Raw genomic sequence first — 14,329 nt, forward strand, 5'->3', positions numbered from 1 at the left:
GAAAGAGAGGAGGCGCCCATAAATCAGCTTTTTATATTATTATAATGATAGGCGGCAACGGGGGATGGGGAGCGCGAACGGCAAGGCTGCTGCCATAAAAATCATTGACCGCCCTGGCCAATATGGCCAGGGCGGTGCTTTTGTTATGGAAACAAGTTGTGTGTCAGTTCCTGGGCGGCTTGCTCAGAGATGGCAACATCAAGGGAGAGACCCAGGGTGGTCAAGGTCAGGTAAGGGGCGTCCTGGTAGAGCTGGATCTGACAGAGCTCCCGGAGCTCGTCCCCGGCTTCCTTCTGCCATACTGTTTGGGTTGGCTGCTGAGTGAAGGAGAGGGTTCCGGCGGGACGCAGGCCCTGGGGAAGGTCCGCGGTGGACCAATGATCCAAATCCATGGCCAAGATCAACGCTTCGATCTGGCTCTTTTCGGTCAAGACCTGCGTGGGCGCGGTCTCCCCGGCGGGGATGACGCGGACCTCTTGCGCCTTGTCCAGGTCGGGAAGGCTGCCGGCGGCGGAATCGCCGCCCTGACAACCGCAGAGGAGGAGAAAAAGCATCAGGGGAAGGAGTCGAAACAGACGCATAGAAACCTCGCTTTTCAGAAATGAAGGGGGAAGAGAAGGACGGGAATAGACGTATAAATCAAATTGTGACAGAACCGGGATGAGAGGCCCGGCACCTATGTTGAAGAATTATACCCTGGGCAGGAAGAAAGGTCAAGCTGGCGCGGACAGAAATCCTGTGGTATGATGAGAAAAAACACGGTTGTAACCTTTTTTATGTGGAGGAGGAATCCCATGCACTATACCAGTCAGTATCCATCCCCTCTGGGAGAGCTCCTTTTGGCGGCGGACGATGACGGCCTGACAGGGGTGTGGTTTGTCGGACAAAAATACTTTGCCCGCTCCCTGGCACCGGACTCGGTGGCGCGGGAGATTCCGCTGTTTGCACAGGTGAAGCAGTGGCTTGCCCTCTACTTCGCGGGACAGGAGCCGGAACTGGAAATCCCCATCCACATGGTGGGAACCGCGTTTCAGAAGGCGGTGTGGCGCATCCTCCGCACCATTCCGTATGGGCAGACCATGACCTATGGCGCCATTGCCCGGCAGGTGGCGGAGGAGCTGGGTATCCGGCGGATGTCCCCCCAGGCGGTGGGGGGCGCAGTGGGACACAATCCAATTTCCATCCTTATCCCATGCCACCGGGTGGTGGGGACCAACGGCAGCCTGACGGGATACGCAGGCGGGCTGGACCGGAAAGTCAAATTGTTGACCTTGGAAAAAGCGGAGGTGGGTTCCCTCTTCCTGCCCAAAAGAGGAACCGCCCTGTAAAGTAAAAAGGGAAAAACTGGGAAATATGTCGTATTAAGTCGCCAAAGGCCGATACTACTTAATAACATAATATGATAAAGCCATCTGAATCAAAAGGTGGTTTTATCATGACAAAAACAGAGATGGATATTCGTTCCGTCCTTGGCCCTGCTGGCGGAAGTATTCGGCCTCTCGCGGCTGCCTCCGATCTGTTTGCCCGGCGGATGTTTGAGGAGCGAATGGATTCCGAGGACATTTTCCTGACCAAGGACATCTACCCCATTGTGGCGGTGTGGCTGCAGAAGAAACCCGGCGCCACTGGCAGAGCCATCGAGCGGCTGGCCGCCCGCTGCTGGGATTTGGGAGACCGGGGCCGGCTGAGCGAGATTGCGGGGAAAAATCTCCGGGAACCGCCGGCCCCCCGGGACATTATGATCTACTTTGCCTGGTATTCTCACAAGGGGATTCCCTATTTTGAGGCGATGAAGGGAAAACAGCCCCTTCTTTTTTGAGGGAGGCGTCTGTATTCGGGAAAAAGTGGGGGAATTTCCCCTGAAAAGCTGCCAGAAGAGGAGCGCGGAATGATATCCTGTGATATTTTAGAGTGAATGAAACAGAGCCGAGTAAACTTTGCATAAGGAGCATGGCTATGATTTATGATAATGGAATTTTTGTAAATGATCAAATTGGGATCAGTGCAACCTTCAGCTTAGTTGCTCTGGGTGTTTCTATTCTTGGCATGGTATTACAGATTTTGGCAGGTATCCTATTGTTTCGGGGGGCTGCACATATTGCGAAGCAGGAAGGACTGCGGGGATTGGCGGTTGCGTTCCGTATAGTGGGAGCCTGTTCCCTGGCCTTTGGAGGATATAGTGTGATTTCCCTGATTCCTGTGTTCCGCTATCTTTTTGTGATTTGATCTCGTTCTGGCAGGAGATACGACGAAACAAGGAGGAGAGGCGCGCAAAGAAGAGAAGAAGGACGATTTTATGGACTGCGGCTGGAGCTCCGGCTCTGCTGGTGTTTCCATGGTACGAAGGGTAGAAGAATAAAACGCTCGCCCCTGTCAAACTTTGACAGGGGCGAGATTTTTTTACGAAGATATGGATTGACTTGGCTATATTGAAAATTTTTGATTGAAATTCTAATGGAAATTTGTTAAACTAATACTAAAATAAGGGAGATGTCCCCCAAAGACGAATGAAAATACAGGAAAAGCAAGCCATAAAAAGGAAACCCTGTTGCTTGTACCCTTGTTCATGCAAAGGGAGGAGGATTGCAGTGAAAAAATTACTTTGTATATGCCTGTCTATGCTCCTGTTGTTCATTGTTGGCATTTCCGCCTATGCGTTTGGGCCAGAGCCGGAGAGCACGTGTTCTGTGGTGGAATACGATCAGACCATTTCTGGGGAAGCACAATTTAGAAGTACGGAATTCACTTGTGTGAAAGGAAACGGGGATTTTCTTTCCTATGGGTTCGACAATACGGCCGATGCCGATTGTATGGTTGAGCTCTATAAAAAAGGTCTTATCTGGGACACAAAGGTGAGTTCCATGACAGTGCGCCCGCATGATCCAGGAGGAAAAACAGAAGTTATTAGGAACCCTTCAGACAGCACATTTTACTTTGTCCTCTATGCTGCGGATGGGGGAACCATCTGTGGGCATCTGCAGGCATATCAGTGAAACCGTTAATATCCATTTGTCATCGTAAAACGCTGTCCCTACCCAAAAAAGTTGGGCAGGGACAGCGTTTTTTATGCGTTGGAAAGCAACACCCGGACGGTGCCGGCGAGGGAACCGTTGGAAGAGGAGAACGAGATCACATGAGCTCCGGGTTGGGAGTCGTCCACCAAAAAGGCGCGTGTGCTTTCAGGAGGAACGTCGAAGGTGTGCGGCGGCTGCCTCTGAGAATACCGTACTGTGATCTTGGTGCTGGTTTCATTTTCATTTTGGAGCAAAAGAAGATAGGAAGGATACTCCTTTGGTTGGTCCCATTCTACATCGCAGTCACAAAATGTACGATCCTGACAAAAAACATAGTCTTGGAGTAAGACTTTCTCTGAATAAGCGGAAGCGTCTGACAGTGTGAAATTTTGTTCGGGACGATCTCGGAAGGACAACGCACCGAAGCACCCGAAAATAAGAAGCAGAGGGATACTGACAGCAAGAACCCATTTTGACTTGCCGCCCCGGGGATGCGGGTGCGTGGTCATGGTTTGCAGTAAGGTCTGTGCCATGTGTTCAGGCGGACCAAATGCCCGTAAAAGGGCGTCGTAACTGGGACAGGGAGTTTCTTCCAACAAAGGAGACAGGGAGCGGCGGAATGCCGCCTGTACTTTAGAGCGCAGGCGAAAGCCGGAGACCGATTTTCGCAGGCGTTTTTCATAGAGAGAAAGATCAGTCCGGCGCATGGCGTTCCCCCCTTAATAAAATATCATTAACCCCTTGGAAAAATGCTTGATAGGTTTCTAACAATTTCTGGAGGTAGGCGCGGCCGGTCTCCGTAATGGCATAATACTGCCGCAGCCGTCCATCCGGGGCGGTTTTCTTTTTGGTCTCCGTCAGGTAGCCGGATTGGGTGATTCGATAGATGGCAGCGTAAGGAAAGACGATACTGAGAACGCCGTGACTGCGTTTCTCCAACAAGGGGGAGAGTTCGCCAATGTAGTGTTCTTCCTCTCCAAAGAGAAAAAGGATCAACAGTTCGGTCAAGGCTTTTTTCAGATTGTCTTCCAATCCTGAACTATAACGGTTTTTTTGCTCTGCGTCGTGGTGTTTCAAGGGTGTGCCCGCCTTTGCTATTTTCGTACTTATTTTATCATGTTTCATTGTTGACGTCTACCGGAACGGATAAGAAATATTTTTTTCAAGAAATAAAAATTTTCGTTGACAAATAAATAGAGGGGTGATAAGATTTGGATAGGTTAAAAGCAACAATAATTTCCGAAAAACAACGTAATAAATAGGGTATATTGCGAAGGAGGAAGAGTATGAAACAATGGAAACGGGTTCTTGGTATTGTCTTGGCATGGTGCGCGCTCTCTTCTGTGTGTGCGATGGGCGCGGAATCGACAGTGGAGAAGAGGGACCAGGAGAGTTGGAAAGGAACAGAAACCAAACTCATGGCAAGTCATATTGCGGTGGACACCACAGTGACAAAATATGGTGTCTCCTGGTATCAGCCGAAGGAGTATGTTTCCTACCGTATCTGGGTAGATAATACGACGAACAACAGCATGCGTGTAACCATTACGGACCCACAGGGGAGGCTCAGAACATTTTCTGTTCCAGCCCATGGAAACAAATCGTATGTTGGCAATGGTGTAGAAAGCGGGACCTATCGCTTGTCATTCAGTAGCAGCAATGGTGTATTGAGCGGAACGGTGCGGGTGCGAGTGTCTGATGTGGCGCTGTCATGAATAGCAGGTTAGCGAATGATATCAATAGGAAGGAGGGGAGTCCTATGTGGATTAAAAGTTTTTAGGCATAATTAAGAGGATTTTGTAAGAAGGTATATACTACCTTAAAGTTACTGCTAATGAAGGAGGATATCATGAAAAAAAGATTGGCGTCTTTAGTGATTGGGTTGAGTGTTGCGCTTTCGCTGGCAATCCCAGTGGGTGCAGCAGAGATGAAAACTCCTGTTACAGAATTTGAAAGTGTCACGAAAGAAGAAACGATTATCCATGATGTGGAGTTTTTGTCTGATGCGACAATCACGACGGAAGATTTAGGCAATGACACGTACGCAATTCAGTTGCGGAATCAAGAAGAACCATACATTAACTCTGAATCTGGGGAAAGTAGCAGCACAACAGCCACGATTGTTGCCTTTGGAGAGGAAGAGTTCCAGGAAATTGAACAAAGTGTTCAGGCAGCGGTTTCCAGCGCAAGCAAAAAGAAGGAGAGTGGCTGGATCTATATGGGGAACTCTGCTTATGCCGAAATAACCATCAACTATAATTACAAAAGTTCATCTCGTGGTACACTCTATAAGATGACGAGTGCAACGGTGAAAGCACTGGTAAGAGACGGAACATCACTAAAGAATCGTTCCGTGGAATTCGTGTCAATGATGGCAGATTATAATGGAGGAAGACATAAAGTGTCCGTCCCATCTGGATCATCTACATATACTGCACAGGCACCTTCTTCGTGGCCTTATGTTTCTTCTAATGGTTTGTTGTACGGAGTTTATTTCCACTTCACCGCTGTAAGACCAGGAGGAAGTAGTCAGGCGTATACTTTCTATAATGACCTTTTTGGATGAGAGCCGATCGATAGGGAAGTAAGCGTAGGTGATCTGTATGAGGGCCTTAAAACAAGATGCGAAAGAAAAGCGGTACGGAAGAATTTGTCTTCTGCTGGGTATTATATTGCTGGGAACCGTTGGTTGCTCCCATACAGTTTCAGATACTCCATCCATAGACGCTGAGATTGCCGAATTTCTACAGGTTTCGGAGTCTCAGGCGGAGTCTCTGTGGGAAGGAATCCAGACAATCGACCAGAACTCACGGGCAGAGAAGACCACGGTTCACGTCCGGCAGGCGTTCGGGAATGAACGGGAAATGTATGTCCTGTACGATGTTACGTTCTCCACGGAAATTGATTTGCAAAAAGAGAAGAACAACGGAATCCTACCTACAACGGTGACCCTGTCTGGTGTAGGGGAAGTGTCGAAAGCAGGGAAGGGAGGAAGCGTATATACCATCGGGATAAATGGTCAGACGATCACGTATCTCTCCTATTTTGAGAGCAATTTAGACCAATACCCTGAGGGAGACCTCCTCCTGACTTTGGGGCAGTTTAAGGCAGGTGGAAAAACCGAGGCGACTTCCATCGCCGACGAGGTCCACGAGTTTTCCTGGACGCCAACAACTCATGGAACCATTCTGCGAGGGGATATTGTCACGAAGGAAGGAAAGACCATTGGCAGCGTATCCGTGTCTCCCTTTTCTCTGAGGTTTGCAGCAGATTCCTCGTCCCAGACAGAGTATGTGGACTTTTTACGGTCGATTATGATTATTGATCGGAACGGTACGGCAGTACGTCCGAAAGGAGGCAGTGGGGGTGGTGCGGCAGAAGACCCTCTTGGAAAGGAGCCCTTAACCAACATTGCAGGAAGCATTGATTTTCGTGTGCTTTTGGAACTATCGGATGTAGCAGCAGTTCAAATTGACGGATATACCGTTCCACTCTCAAAGTCATAATGATCCATGACCGCCCGAATCAATATGGTTCGGGCGGTCAATTTTTTAGAGTATCAAATACAGGATTCTTTCCACAGAAACCATCTGCTCTGTTGAAAGAAGGTTAAGGGGATGATATACTGTACACAAACCCAGCATAGCATGGGGGAACCGAAAGAAGGATTGCATACAAAATATGTGAAGACTGGACCAAGAAAGGAGAAATTCACATGAAGAAGACAATCATTGCCGTGATTCTGTGCTTAGGGCTCCTTGTTGTCTTTGGAGCGGCGGCTGTGGGAGGAGAACCGGCAGAGACCGGAAAGAAAGGCGCGGCTGTGTCGTATGCGGAACAGGACAGAATCCAGGCGGGAGGCGTCACGTTGGGCCTTGACAAAGGGCAGACAATGGCCGCTTTGATTGAGACAGTGTTTGGGTATGATCTGCGCTCGTATGCGTATGTCTCCTTCGCGGAACTGTGGAATGGGGAACCGTCCACAGAGGCGCTGCGGGCCATTCGCGGGATTTTGACAGACACATGCGCGGGAATGGAGGCCGGAGAACGAATGCCGGTGGGGTATCTCTACCAGGGACAGGCTGTCTATACCATTGTTGAACAGCCGGACGGCAGTTTGAAGCTGACCAACTATGAGCTCCAGCCGGTGGACAGCGCCGGAGGGCTTGGGGAAACCATCATTCCAGACTATCAGGTGGTCAGCACGGAGCAGCGCCCGGCAGAGCCCCATGAGGTCGCTTTACTCTATCCATAATAGATCAGAAAAAACGCATTCCCCTGACCATGACGGCCAGGGGAATGCGTTTGAAAACGCGCATAGAGGAACCGGTATGGTTTCACATAGGATTGGTTCTGGATTTTGGGAGGGGAGCGCCATGAGGAAACGACCTGTTTCGATCGCTATTCTATTACTTGTCCTTGGTTTTGTGTTGCTTTACTATACCATGCAGAAACAGTACATGGAATTTCAAAATACGTGCAATCAGAAAATGGAGGAGCTGCGAAACACTGCTCTGTTATGGGAAAGCAATGGCCTGCTGGAGGACAGCTTCGTCTCAGGGACATTTTGCGCAGAAAGCGGAACTGCCCAGCTGTACATCGAAGTTTCTCCCGTGGAGAAGTCAGAAGAGCTTCAAGTGGTCCTGACGTGTCAGGGGAAGGCGTTCCCCTTGACCCGGACGGGGTCCCGGTTTATGGGTGAGTTGGAGGTCCCCGCTGACACAGTGTGCAGAATTTCTCAGGTTACGGTGACCTCTGGACAGGCGGTCCAGACCGCGTCCCTGGGCTGGGTGATCAACACGAAGGATATGATCTTTCCGCAGGTGGAGAGCACGTATTACGGCAAGGGGAAATCCGTTCCGGCAGGGGAGCCGGCCACCTTTTCCGGCACCATAGAATGTACCGTTTCCTGGCCGGGGATTCTGCGGGAAGAGATTGTTGACGCGGAACTCATCAAGAGGGTCAACGGTCAGGCGTGTGATTCCCATAGCCTTCGTGTCCGTGATATGGAGGAAGGGAGCGTGCTCAAGGGAAGGTTTACGGCGACGCCCACGGAAGAGGAACCTGTCACCTACCTTGTCCATATCACGCTGGCCAGCGGGCTGGAGCTCTATCACACGGCGCTGGACCTTCCCCAACCTGGCGTGGAGCACTTCATGTGCAACCTGAAAACAGAGGTATACAGCAGAACAGGCGTTCTGTTGGCCACGATGTAAGACATGGGGCGACCCCTTCTCACCCTGCCTTGGCCGATTTGGCCAAGGCAGGGTTTTTGTCAGGGTGTTATGATAGAGAGGAGGATACGCATTCCGTTGCAAAAGGGAGCAAGATATGGTATGATACAAAAGCCAACAAAAAAACAGAAAGGGGAAAGGGAAAATTAGAAGAATTTAACAAGCAAGTGGAACAGTAGATGGACCACCCTAAGGAGAAAGGAGAACATCTATGAAAAAACAGAGACAAAAATGGGTTTGCTTCCTGGCGGTACTGACCTTGGTCCTGGCGGTGCTGTGTGCTTGCGGCACGCAGCCGGAACAAGAAGAAGAACCGGCCCCGGTGCAGGAAACGGAACCCAAGGGGACGGAGGCATCCGCCGGGAACACGGTGGATATGGGGGACTACGTCTTGACCCTGCCCAAGGACTGCACCCAGCAGGCCCGGGAGGACGGGGGACTCTCCTTCCTCTGTGACGGCGCCCCTGTGGGCGGCGTCCAGACCCTGGACTGCCCGGGGGCGGATCAAGTGGACTGGGACGACCTGACCGGTTATAAGGAGGTTCTGCCCACCCTCTGGTCTCAGTTTTTGGAGGAGGGGGAGGGAACCCCTGACTACATCGCCTCTCCCGCCGCGGGCAGCGGAGCGGACTTGGAGGTCAGCCTGGTCACCGACCAGCGCAGCGAAAGCCACTACCTTTTTGCCGCAGGGGACCAGGTTTACGATCTCTGGTTCAGCGATCCCAACCCCTTGCCCTCCTATGATGTGAGCGGCACCGTGAGAAGCTTTGCCCTGCAATCGAAGTGAGGAGGGGCTAAAGTGACAAAAACCCGGAGAAATTTAGCAGCAAAGCCGTAAAAGTGATAAAATTTGAAAAACCGCTTGCATTTCTTTTCCGGCGGTAGCATAATAGGGTTAGCACTTAAAGGGTTAGAGTGCTAACCCTATTTGATACAGGAGGCGTTTCGATACCATGGAAAAGAAACAATTTAAGGCCGAGTCCCAGCGGCTGATGGATTTGATGATCAATTCCATTTATACCCATAAGGAAATTTTTCTGCGGGAGATCATCTCCAACGCCAGCGACGCCATTGACAAACTGGCGTATCGGGCTCTGACCGATGAGAAGGTGGGGCTGAACCGGGAGGATTTCAAGATTGTTGTGGTCCCCGACAAGGAAGCCCGGACCCTCACCGTGGCGGACAACGGCATCGGCATGACCCAGGAAGAGATGGAGAACAACCTGGGCACCATTGCCAAGAGCGGCTCGCTGCAGTTTAAGAAGGAGACCGAGAACGCCGACGACGCGGAGCTGGACATCATCGGCCAGTTCGGCGTGGGCTTCTATTCCGCCTTTATGGTGGCGGACAAGGTGACTGTGATCTCCAAGGCCTATGGCGGGGAGACCGCCTGGAAGTGGGAGTCCGAGGGGGTGGACGGCTACACCATCGAGCCCTGCCAGAAGGACACCGTGGGCACCGACGTGATCATGTCCATCAAGGCCAACACCGAGGAAGAAAATTACGACGAGTATCTGGCGCCCTATTCGCTTTCGAACCTGATTAAAAAGTATTCTGACTACATCCGGTATCCTATCCGTATGGAGATGGAGCACAGCCGTCAAAAGCCCAAGCCGGAGGACGCCGGGGAAGATTACAAGCCGGAGTATGAGCAGGTGAAGGAGTGGGAGACCATCAACTCCATGGTCCCCATCTGGCAGCGGCCCAAGAGCCAGGTGACCAAGGAGGAGTACAACGACTTCTACAAGTCCAAGTTCGGGGACTGGCAGGACCCCATTCTGTCCATCCATGTGGCCGCCGAGGGCAACTTTGAGTACAAGGCCCTGCTGTATGTGCCCGGACAGGTCCCCATGAACTACTTCTCCACGGACTTTAAGAAGGGGCTCCAGCTCTATTCCTCCGGGGTCATGATTATGGACAAGTGCCCTGACCTGCTGCCCGATCACTTCAGCTTTGTCCAGGGCATTGTGGACACCCCGGATGTCTCCCTGAACATCTCCCGGGAGATGCTCCAGCATGACCGGCAGCTGAAGGTGATTGCCAACAACATTGAAAAGAAGATTAAAAGCGAACTGGTCAAGCTCATGAAGGACGACCGGGAGAAGTATCAGCAGTTCTGGACGGCCTTCGGCATGCAGTTCAAGTACGCCCTGATGAACGCCTATGGACAGAACCGGGACACCATCCGGGACCTGCTGCTGTTCTGGTCCTCCAAGGAGAACAAGCTGACCTCCCTGAAGGAATACGTGGACCGGATGCCCGAATCCCAGGAGAAGATTTACTACGTCTGTGCCGACTCGGTGGAGCACGCCTCCAAGATGCCTCAGGCCGAGCGGGTGCTGAAAGCGGGCTATGAGGTGCTCTATCTCACCGTGGACGAGGATGAGATCGTGCTGCAAATGCTGGAGAACGCCTATGACAAGCCCTTTGTCTCCGTGGCCAGTGAGGACGCCCTGCCGGTCACCGACGCGGAGAAGGCCTCGGTGGAGCAGGCGGAAAAGGACCATAAGGCCCTGCTGGACTTCGCCCAGGAGACCTTGAAGGGAGAGGTATCCAAGGTGCGCATTTCCAAGATTCTCCAGAGCGGGGCGGTCTGCCTGACCGCCGAAGGGCCGGTTTCCCTGGAGATGGAGAAATACTTCCGTAAGATGCGCCGGGACTTCCCCATGAGTGCCCAGCGGGTGTTGGAGCTCAACCCGGACGCCCCCGCCTTCCAGGCTCTGTGCAAGGCCTATGAGGAAGACAAGGAGAAGGCGGCGGCCTATGTGGAGGTGCTCTATAACCAGGCCCTCATCATCGCGGACCTCCCCCTGCCCGACCCGGCCCGGTATGCCGAGCTGGTGTGCGGTTTGATGAAGTAATCACGCCCAATGATAAAATAACAGGTCCCGGCCGCAAAGGGAGGCCGGGACCTGTTATTCTGTGCCGAGCGCGTCAGGACGTTAATTTTTCGCGGATGTAGGTTCCCACCTGGCTGTCCTCTACCTGGAGAACAAAAGAGACTTGGTTTGCAATGAGACCCTCTGCCCGCTGAAGGAGGGTCTCATCCGAGGCGCCCAGCTTCTTGCCGGTGGCCAAGAGGGACCGCTTTCTGCGGGAGATACAGACCACCAGGCAGATCAGCTCCCGCAGATCACAGGCTTTCACAATGGTTTGAAAGCTGGCCAGGCGGGCCTTGCGGTCTTCGATCCACGGGAGGGGGTGATCTTTGACGGACAGGATCAGTTGGTCTAATTCCTCCCGGTTGGGTAACCGGGCCATTTTCTCCACCAGCGCGGGACTGCCGGTGGGAACAAAAATGGTGGAGGCCGGGTTGCTGACAGGTTTCAGGATGTAGAATTCCTTGGGTGTGCCTTTGCCGGCGGGGACGTCCAGGCGGATGTCATCCACCAGGCAGACGCCGTTGCAGGCGTAGCGGACGTATTCCCCTTTGCGGTATGGTTCTGCCATGTTGAGGTCCTCCTTCCAAATTGAGATGAGCCGCCCGGCGGCGGGCGGAAGAATAAAAAGCGACCCAACAAGCGGAGGTGCGTTGTCAGGCCACTTATTAAGTACAGTATAGCAAAAAATAGAGGGAATTTCAAAGAAAGATTTGAGGAAAAAAGCAAAAAAGTTTGCAATGAATCAAGTTGCCGCGGAAGCGGTTGTACACTATGCTGTTTTTTAGGAAAAAACTGGGCATGCCGCCTGTGAGCAGGCGGCATGCCCAGTCATGTGGAGGGGACCCTTTGTCCCATTGGAAACCATCTGCGGCCAAAGGGCCGCATGCAGGTTTACAGCGCCTGCGCCCAGGCCACCACGGCGGCTTCGTTGTCGTCCGGTTCACCGTCCACCTTCAGGGGCGGGCAGACCAGATTGGCCCCGCACTCGGTGACCTTCTTGCTGAGGATGTCCGCAGCCCAGCAGAAGTAATCCTCATAGTTTTCCTTGTCCCCCAGACCAAACACGGCCACGTTCTTTCCCTTGAGCAGGGCGGGGGTCATTCTGTTTTCATAGTAAGGGATGAAGTCGTCCTGCAGTTCGCCCAGACCCATCGTCGAGCAGCCGTACAGGACCAGGTCGGCCTCTTTCACCGCCGTGTCGTCCTTTGCATCGGTTACATAGATCACCTGTACATCATACCCGGTCATGGTCTCAGCGATTTTGTCGGCCACAATCTCGGTGTTGCCGGTGGTGCTGCCAAAAATAATCGTTGCTTTCTTCATGATGGAACACTCCTTTTTTGCTTCGAGATTAGCTTGTGCTAACCTTCTGACTTCTAAAGGTTATCATATACTAACTGCGTTGTCAAGAGAGAGTTTGAAAAAAGTGGAGGGGAGTGTGTGGGGGAACCGTCAAGCAGGGTCTGTTCCGGCGGGGCCGATGGGGGTGGAGGAAGAGAGAAAGATCACGCGATGCAGTTGACAAACTTTTTCTTGCCCCATATAATAAGGAATGGATTCCCCTGAGGGAGTCTCATTTTCGTAGATCAAGTGAGGTGAAACACAATGGACGCAGGCGGTAGTAACGGCACTTTGGCAGGCCGATGTCGAGGACGGAGGGCGGTGGCGCCGGGCAAGGCGTCCATGTGTCCTCGTTAACAAAGCTCGGCCGACCGGTGTGTCTTACTTCCTGCTAAGAAACTGGACGCCAACAGCGTCTTGAAACGAAAAAAGCTGGGAGGAGATGCCAATGGCAGAAAGAACGGTCGTAACGCTGGGAGAGACCCTGGCTGCCCTGGTGGAGGGCAAAAAATACGCCACCCTTCGGGATATTCTTGTCACCATGAACGCGGTGGATGTGGCGGGGATCTTTGAGGAGATGCCTGAGGAGAAGCTGCCCCTGCTCTTTCGGCTGCTGCCCAAGGAGCTGGCGGCGGAGACCTTCGTGGAGATGGAGCCCGAGGCTCAGGAATTGCTCATTCGGGGCTTTTCCGACCATGAATTGAAAGAGGTCGTTGACGAACTCTACGTGGACGACGCGGTGGACATCGTGGAAGAGATGCCCGCCAATGTGGTCAAGCGCATTTTAAGACAGGCCGACCCGGAAATGCGCAAGATGATCAATGAAATTTTGAAGTATCCCGACGACTGTGCCGGGAGCATCATGACCACGGAATATGTGAGCCTCCGGCCCAATATGACCGCGGGGGAGGCCATTCAGCGCATCCGCTGCACCGGGGTGGACAAGGAGACCATTTACACCTGCTATGTGACGGAGAACAACCGAAAGCTTGTGGGTATGGTGTCCCTGCGGACCCTCCTGTTCAGCGAGGACGAGGATGTGCTGGAGAACATCATGGAGAGCAATGTGATCTCGGTCAACACCCTGGAGGACCAGGAGAGCGTGGCCCAGATGTTCACCAAGTATGACTTTGCCGCCCTGCCGGTGGTGGACCAGGAAAACCGCCTGGTGGGCATCATCACCGTGGACGATGCCATCGACGTCCTCCAGGAGGAGACCACGGAGGACTTTGAAAAGATGGCCGGTATGGCTCCGTCGGATAAGCCCTACCTGCGTACGGGCGTGTTTGAGACCTGGAAGTCCCGGGTCCCCTGGCTGCTCATCCTGATGCTCTCAGCCACCTTGACCAGCATGGTGCTCACCGGGTATGAGACCTCTCTGGCCGCCTGCTCAGCCCTGATCGCCTTTATTCCCATGCTGACGGGCACCGGGGGCAACAGCGGTACCCAGGCTTCGGTGGCGGTGATCCGCGGCCTGTCTCTGGGGGAAGTGGAATTTTCCGACACCTTCCGGGTGGTCTGGAAGGAGATCCGGGTGGCGGTTCTCTGCGGCGTGACCTTGGCGGCCTGTAATTTTGTCAAGCTCATGGTGGTGGACCGATTTCTATTACACAACGAAGGCGTCACCGTGCTGGTGGCAGCGGTCATCTGTGTGACCATGGTGTTTACCGTCCTGTGTGCCAAGGCGGTGGGCTGTCTGCTCCCCCTGCTGGCCGAGCGGATTCACCTGGACCCGGCGGTGATGGCCAGCCCCTTTATCTCCACGGTGGTGGACGTGGTCACCCTGGTGCTCTACTTTCAGGTGGCCCGGGCGATTCTGCATATTTAGGGAACAAAGCCACCTGCGGCGCTGTGTGCG

The 14,329-nt window shown here is 52.9% G+C and carries 17 protein-coding genes; 12 read left to right on the top strand and 5 right to left on the bottom strand.

Translation table 11 applies throughout. The annotated features are described in order from the left end of the window. Positions 1 to 143: 143 nt before the first annotated feature. Entirely contained in the window at positions 144 to 581 is a 438-nt protein-coding gene (locus DV520_RS04995; protein WP_117141989.1) for a hypothetical protein, read from the bottom strand. Between the two features lie 213 nt (positions 582 to 794). Between DV520_RS04995 and DV520_RS05000 the strand changes: the two genes are divergently transcribed. The 4 genes from DV520_RS05000 to DV520_RS05015 all read left to right on the top strand — a co-directional run bounded on the left by DV520_RS05000 (position 795) and on the right by DV520_RS05015 (position 2,993). Continuing rightward, positions 795 to 1,328 (top strand): methylated-DNA--[protein]-cysteine S-methyltransferase, encoded by a 534-nt coding sequence (locus tag DV520_RS05000; protein WP_117141990.1) that lies wholly within the window; start codon positions 795 to 797, stop codon positions 1,326 to 1,328. Between the two features lie 107 nt (positions 1,329 to 1,435). Next, positions 1,436 to 1,819, top strand: coding sequence for a sporulation initiation factor Spo0A C-terminal domain-containing protein (locus tag DV520_RS05005; RefSeq protein WP_021918783.1), 384 nt, complete (start codon positions 1,436 to 1,438; stop codon positions 1,817 to 1,819). A 137-nt stretch (positions 1,820 to 1,956) separates the two neighbouring features. Next, a complete protein-coding gene (locus DV520_RS05010) occupies positions 1,957 to 2,226 on the top strand; it encodes a hypothetical protein (protein WP_117141991.1) in 270 nt (89 codons plus the stop codon). Positions 2,227 to 2,588: 362 nt separating this feature from the next. After that, positions 2,589 to 2,993 carry a hypothetical protein gene (locus DV520_RS05015; protein WP_117141992.1) on the top strand — a complete coding sequence of 135 codons (405 nt, stop codon included), beginning with the start codon at positions 2,589 to 2,591 and terminating at the stop codon, positions 2,991 to 2,993. A 71-nt stretch (positions 2,994 to 3,064) separates the two neighbouring features. Here DV520_RS05015 and DV520_RS12125 read toward each other — a convergent pair whose 3' ends face one another. Together DV520_RS12125 and DV520_RS05025 are read right to left on the bottom strand one after the other, a co-directional pair. After that, complete coding sequence (locus DV520_RS12125; protein WP_133308833.1) at positions 3,065 to 3,721, bottom strand: hypothetical protein; 657 nt, start codon at positions 3,719 to 3,721, stop codon at positions 3,065 to 3,067. Continuing rightward, positions 3,708 to 4,139 (bottom strand): PadR family transcriptional regulator, encoded by a 432-nt coding sequence (locus DV520_RS05025; RefSeq protein WP_117141994.1) that lies wholly within the window; start codon positions 4,137 to 4,139, stop codon positions 3,708 to 3,710. Before DV520_RS05025 ends, DV520_RS12125 begins: the two co-directional genes overlap by 14 nt. 161 nt (positions 4,140 to 4,300) lie before the next feature. On the opposite strand from DV520_RS05025, the gene DV520_RS05030 reads away from it, so the two are divergent. From DV520_RS05030 to htpG, 7 genes are all read left to right on the top strand, one after another. Further along, entirely contained in the window at positions 4,301 to 4,729 is a 429-nt protein-coding gene (locus DV520_RS05030; RefSeq protein ID WP_117141995.1) for a hypothetical protein, read from the top strand. 134 nt (positions 4,730 to 4,863) lie between these two features. Next, positions 4,864 to 5,580, top strand: a complete 717-nt coding sequence (locus DV520_RS05035; RefSeq protein WP_117141996.1) for a hypothetical protein — start codon at positions 4,864 to 4,866, stop codon at positions 5,578 to 5,580. A gap of 37 nt (positions 5,581 to 5,617) precedes the next feature. After that, positions 5,618 to 6,520, top strand: a complete 903-nt coding sequence (locus DV520_RS05040; protein ID WP_117141997.1) for a hypothetical protein — start codon at positions 5,618 to 5,620, stop codon at positions 6,518 to 6,520. A gap of 209 nt (positions 6,521 to 6,729) precedes the next feature. Continuing rightward, positions 6,730 to 7,269: a hypothetical protein gene (locus DV520_RS05045; protein ID WP_117141998.1), complete on the top strand. Its 540-nt coding sequence runs from the start codon at positions 6,730 to 6,732 to the stop codon at positions 7,267 to 7,269. A gap of 121 nt (positions 7,270 to 7,390) precedes the next feature. Continuing rightward, a complete protein-coding gene (locus tag DV520_RS05050) occupies positions 7,391 to 8,230 on the top strand; it encodes a hypothetical protein (RefSeq protein ID WP_117141999.1) in 840 nt (279 codons plus the stop codon). A 229-nt stretch (positions 8,231 to 8,459) separates the two neighbouring features. Further along, the gene (locus DV520_RS05055) at positions 8,460 to 9,035 is read left to right on the top strand and encodes a hypothetical protein (protein ID WP_021918773.1); all 576 of its coding nucleotides are present in this window, start codon (positions 8,460 to 8,462) and stop codon (positions 9,033 to 9,035) included. Positions 9,036 to 9,201: 166 nt separating this feature from the next. After that, positions 9,202 to 11,109 carry a molecular chaperone HtpG gene (htpG, locus tag DV520_RS05060; protein ID WP_117142000.1) on the top strand — a complete coding sequence of 636 codons (1,908 nt, stop codon included), beginning with the start codon at positions 9,202 to 9,204 and terminating at the stop codon, positions 11,107 to 11,109. 73 nt (positions 11,110 to 11,182) lie between these two features. Here htpG and DV520_RS05065 read toward each other — a convergent pair whose 3' ends face one another. Together DV520_RS05065 and DV520_RS05070 are read right to left on the bottom strand one after the other, a co-directional pair. Beyond that, positions 11,183 to 11,698 carry a CarD family transcriptional regulator gene (locus DV520_RS05065; RefSeq protein ID WP_021918771.1) on the bottom strand — a complete coding sequence of 172 codons (516 nt, stop codon included), beginning with the start codon at positions 11,696 to 11,698 and terminating at the stop codon, positions 11,183 to 11,185. 323 nt (positions 11,699 to 12,021) lie between these two features. Further along, a complete protein-coding gene (locus DV520_RS05070; protein ID WP_021918770.1) occupies positions 12,022 to 12,453 on the bottom strand; it encodes a flavodoxin domain-containing protein in 432 nt (143 codons plus the stop codon). A 466-nt stretch (positions 12,454 to 12,919) separates the two neighbouring features. On the opposite strand from DV520_RS05070, the gene mgtE reads away from it, so the two are divergent. Next, positions 12,920 to 14,299: a magnesium transporter gene (mgtE, locus tag DV520_RS05075; RefSeq protein ID WP_117142001.1), complete on the top strand. Its 1,380-nt coding sequence runs from the start codon at positions 12,920 to 12,922 to the stop codon at positions 14,297 to 14,299. The last annotated feature ends 30 nt before the right edge of the window (positions 14,300 to 14,329 follow it).

Origin of the sequence: Evtepia gabavorous, from assembly GCF_003425665.1 — a bacterium.
GTDB classification, from domain to species: domain Bacteria; phylum Bacillota; class Clostridia; order Oscillospirales; family Oscillospiraceae; genus Evtepia; species Evtepia gabavorous.

Excerpts from the sequence above, each read along its gene's own strand:
- DV520_RS04995 (WP_117141989.1), bottom strand. The coding sequence starts at position 581 with ATGCGTCTGTTTCGACTCCTTCCCCTGATGCTTTTTCTCCTCCTCTGC.
- DV520_RS05000 (WP_117141990.1), top strand. The coding sequence starts at position 795 with ATGCACTATACCAGTCAGTATCCATCCCCTCTGGGAGAGCTCCTTTTG.
- DV520_RS05005 (WP_021918783.1), top strand. The coding sequence starts at position 1,436 with ATGACAAAAACAGAGATGGATATTCGTTCCGTCCTTGGCCCTGCTGGC.
- DV520_RS05010 (WP_117141991.1), top strand. The coding sequence starts at position 1,957 with ATGATTTATGATAATGGAATTTTTGTAAATGATCAAATTGGGATCAGT.
- DV520_RS12125 (WP_133308833.1), bottom strand. The coding sequence starts at position 3,721 with ATGCGCCGGACTGATCTTTCTCTCTATGAAAAACGCCTGCGAAAATCG.
- DV520_RS05025 (WP_117141994.1), bottom strand. The coding sequence starts at position 4,139 with ATGAAACATGATAAAATAAGTACGAAAATAGCAAAGGCGGGCACACCC.
- DV520_RS05030 (WP_117141995.1), top strand. The coding sequence starts at position 4,301 with ATGAAACAATGGAAACGGGTTCTTGGTATTGTCTTGGCATGGTGCGCG.
- DV520_RS05035 (WP_117141996.1), top strand. The coding sequence starts at position 4,864 with ATGAAAAAAAGATTGGCGTCTTTAGTGATTGGGTTGAGTGTTGCGCTT.
- DV520_RS05040 (WP_117141997.1), top strand. The coding sequence starts at position 5,618 with ATGAGGGCCTTAAAACAAGATGCGAAAGAAAAGCGGTACGGAAGAATT.
- DV520_RS05045 (WP_117141998.1), top strand. The coding sequence starts at position 6,730 with ATGAAGAAGACAATCATTGCCGTGATTCTGTGCTTAGGGCTCCTTGTT.
- DV520_RS05050 (WP_117141999.1), top strand. The coding sequence starts at position 7,391 with ATGAGGAAACGACCTGTTTCGATCGCTATTCTATTACTTGTCCTTGGT.
- DV520_RS05055 (WP_021918773.1), top strand. The coding sequence starts at position 8,460 with ATGAAAAAACAGAGACAAAAATGGGTTTGCTTCCTGGCGGTACTGACC.
- htpG (WP_117142000.1), top strand. The coding sequence starts at position 9,202 with ATGGAAAAGAAACAATTTAAGGCCGAGTCCCAGCGGCTGATGGATTTG.
- DV520_RS05065 (WP_021918771.1), bottom strand. The coding sequence starts at position 11,698 with ATGGCAGAACCATACCGCAAAGGGGAATACGTCCGCTACGCCTGCAAC.
- DV520_RS05070 (WP_021918770.1), bottom strand. The coding sequence starts at position 12,453 with ATGAAGAAAGCAACGATTATTTTTGGCAGCACCACCGGCAACACCGAG.
- mgtE (WP_117142001.1), top strand. The coding sequence starts at position 12,920 with ATGGCAGAAAGAACGGTCGTAACGCTGGGAGAGACCCTGGCTGCCCTG.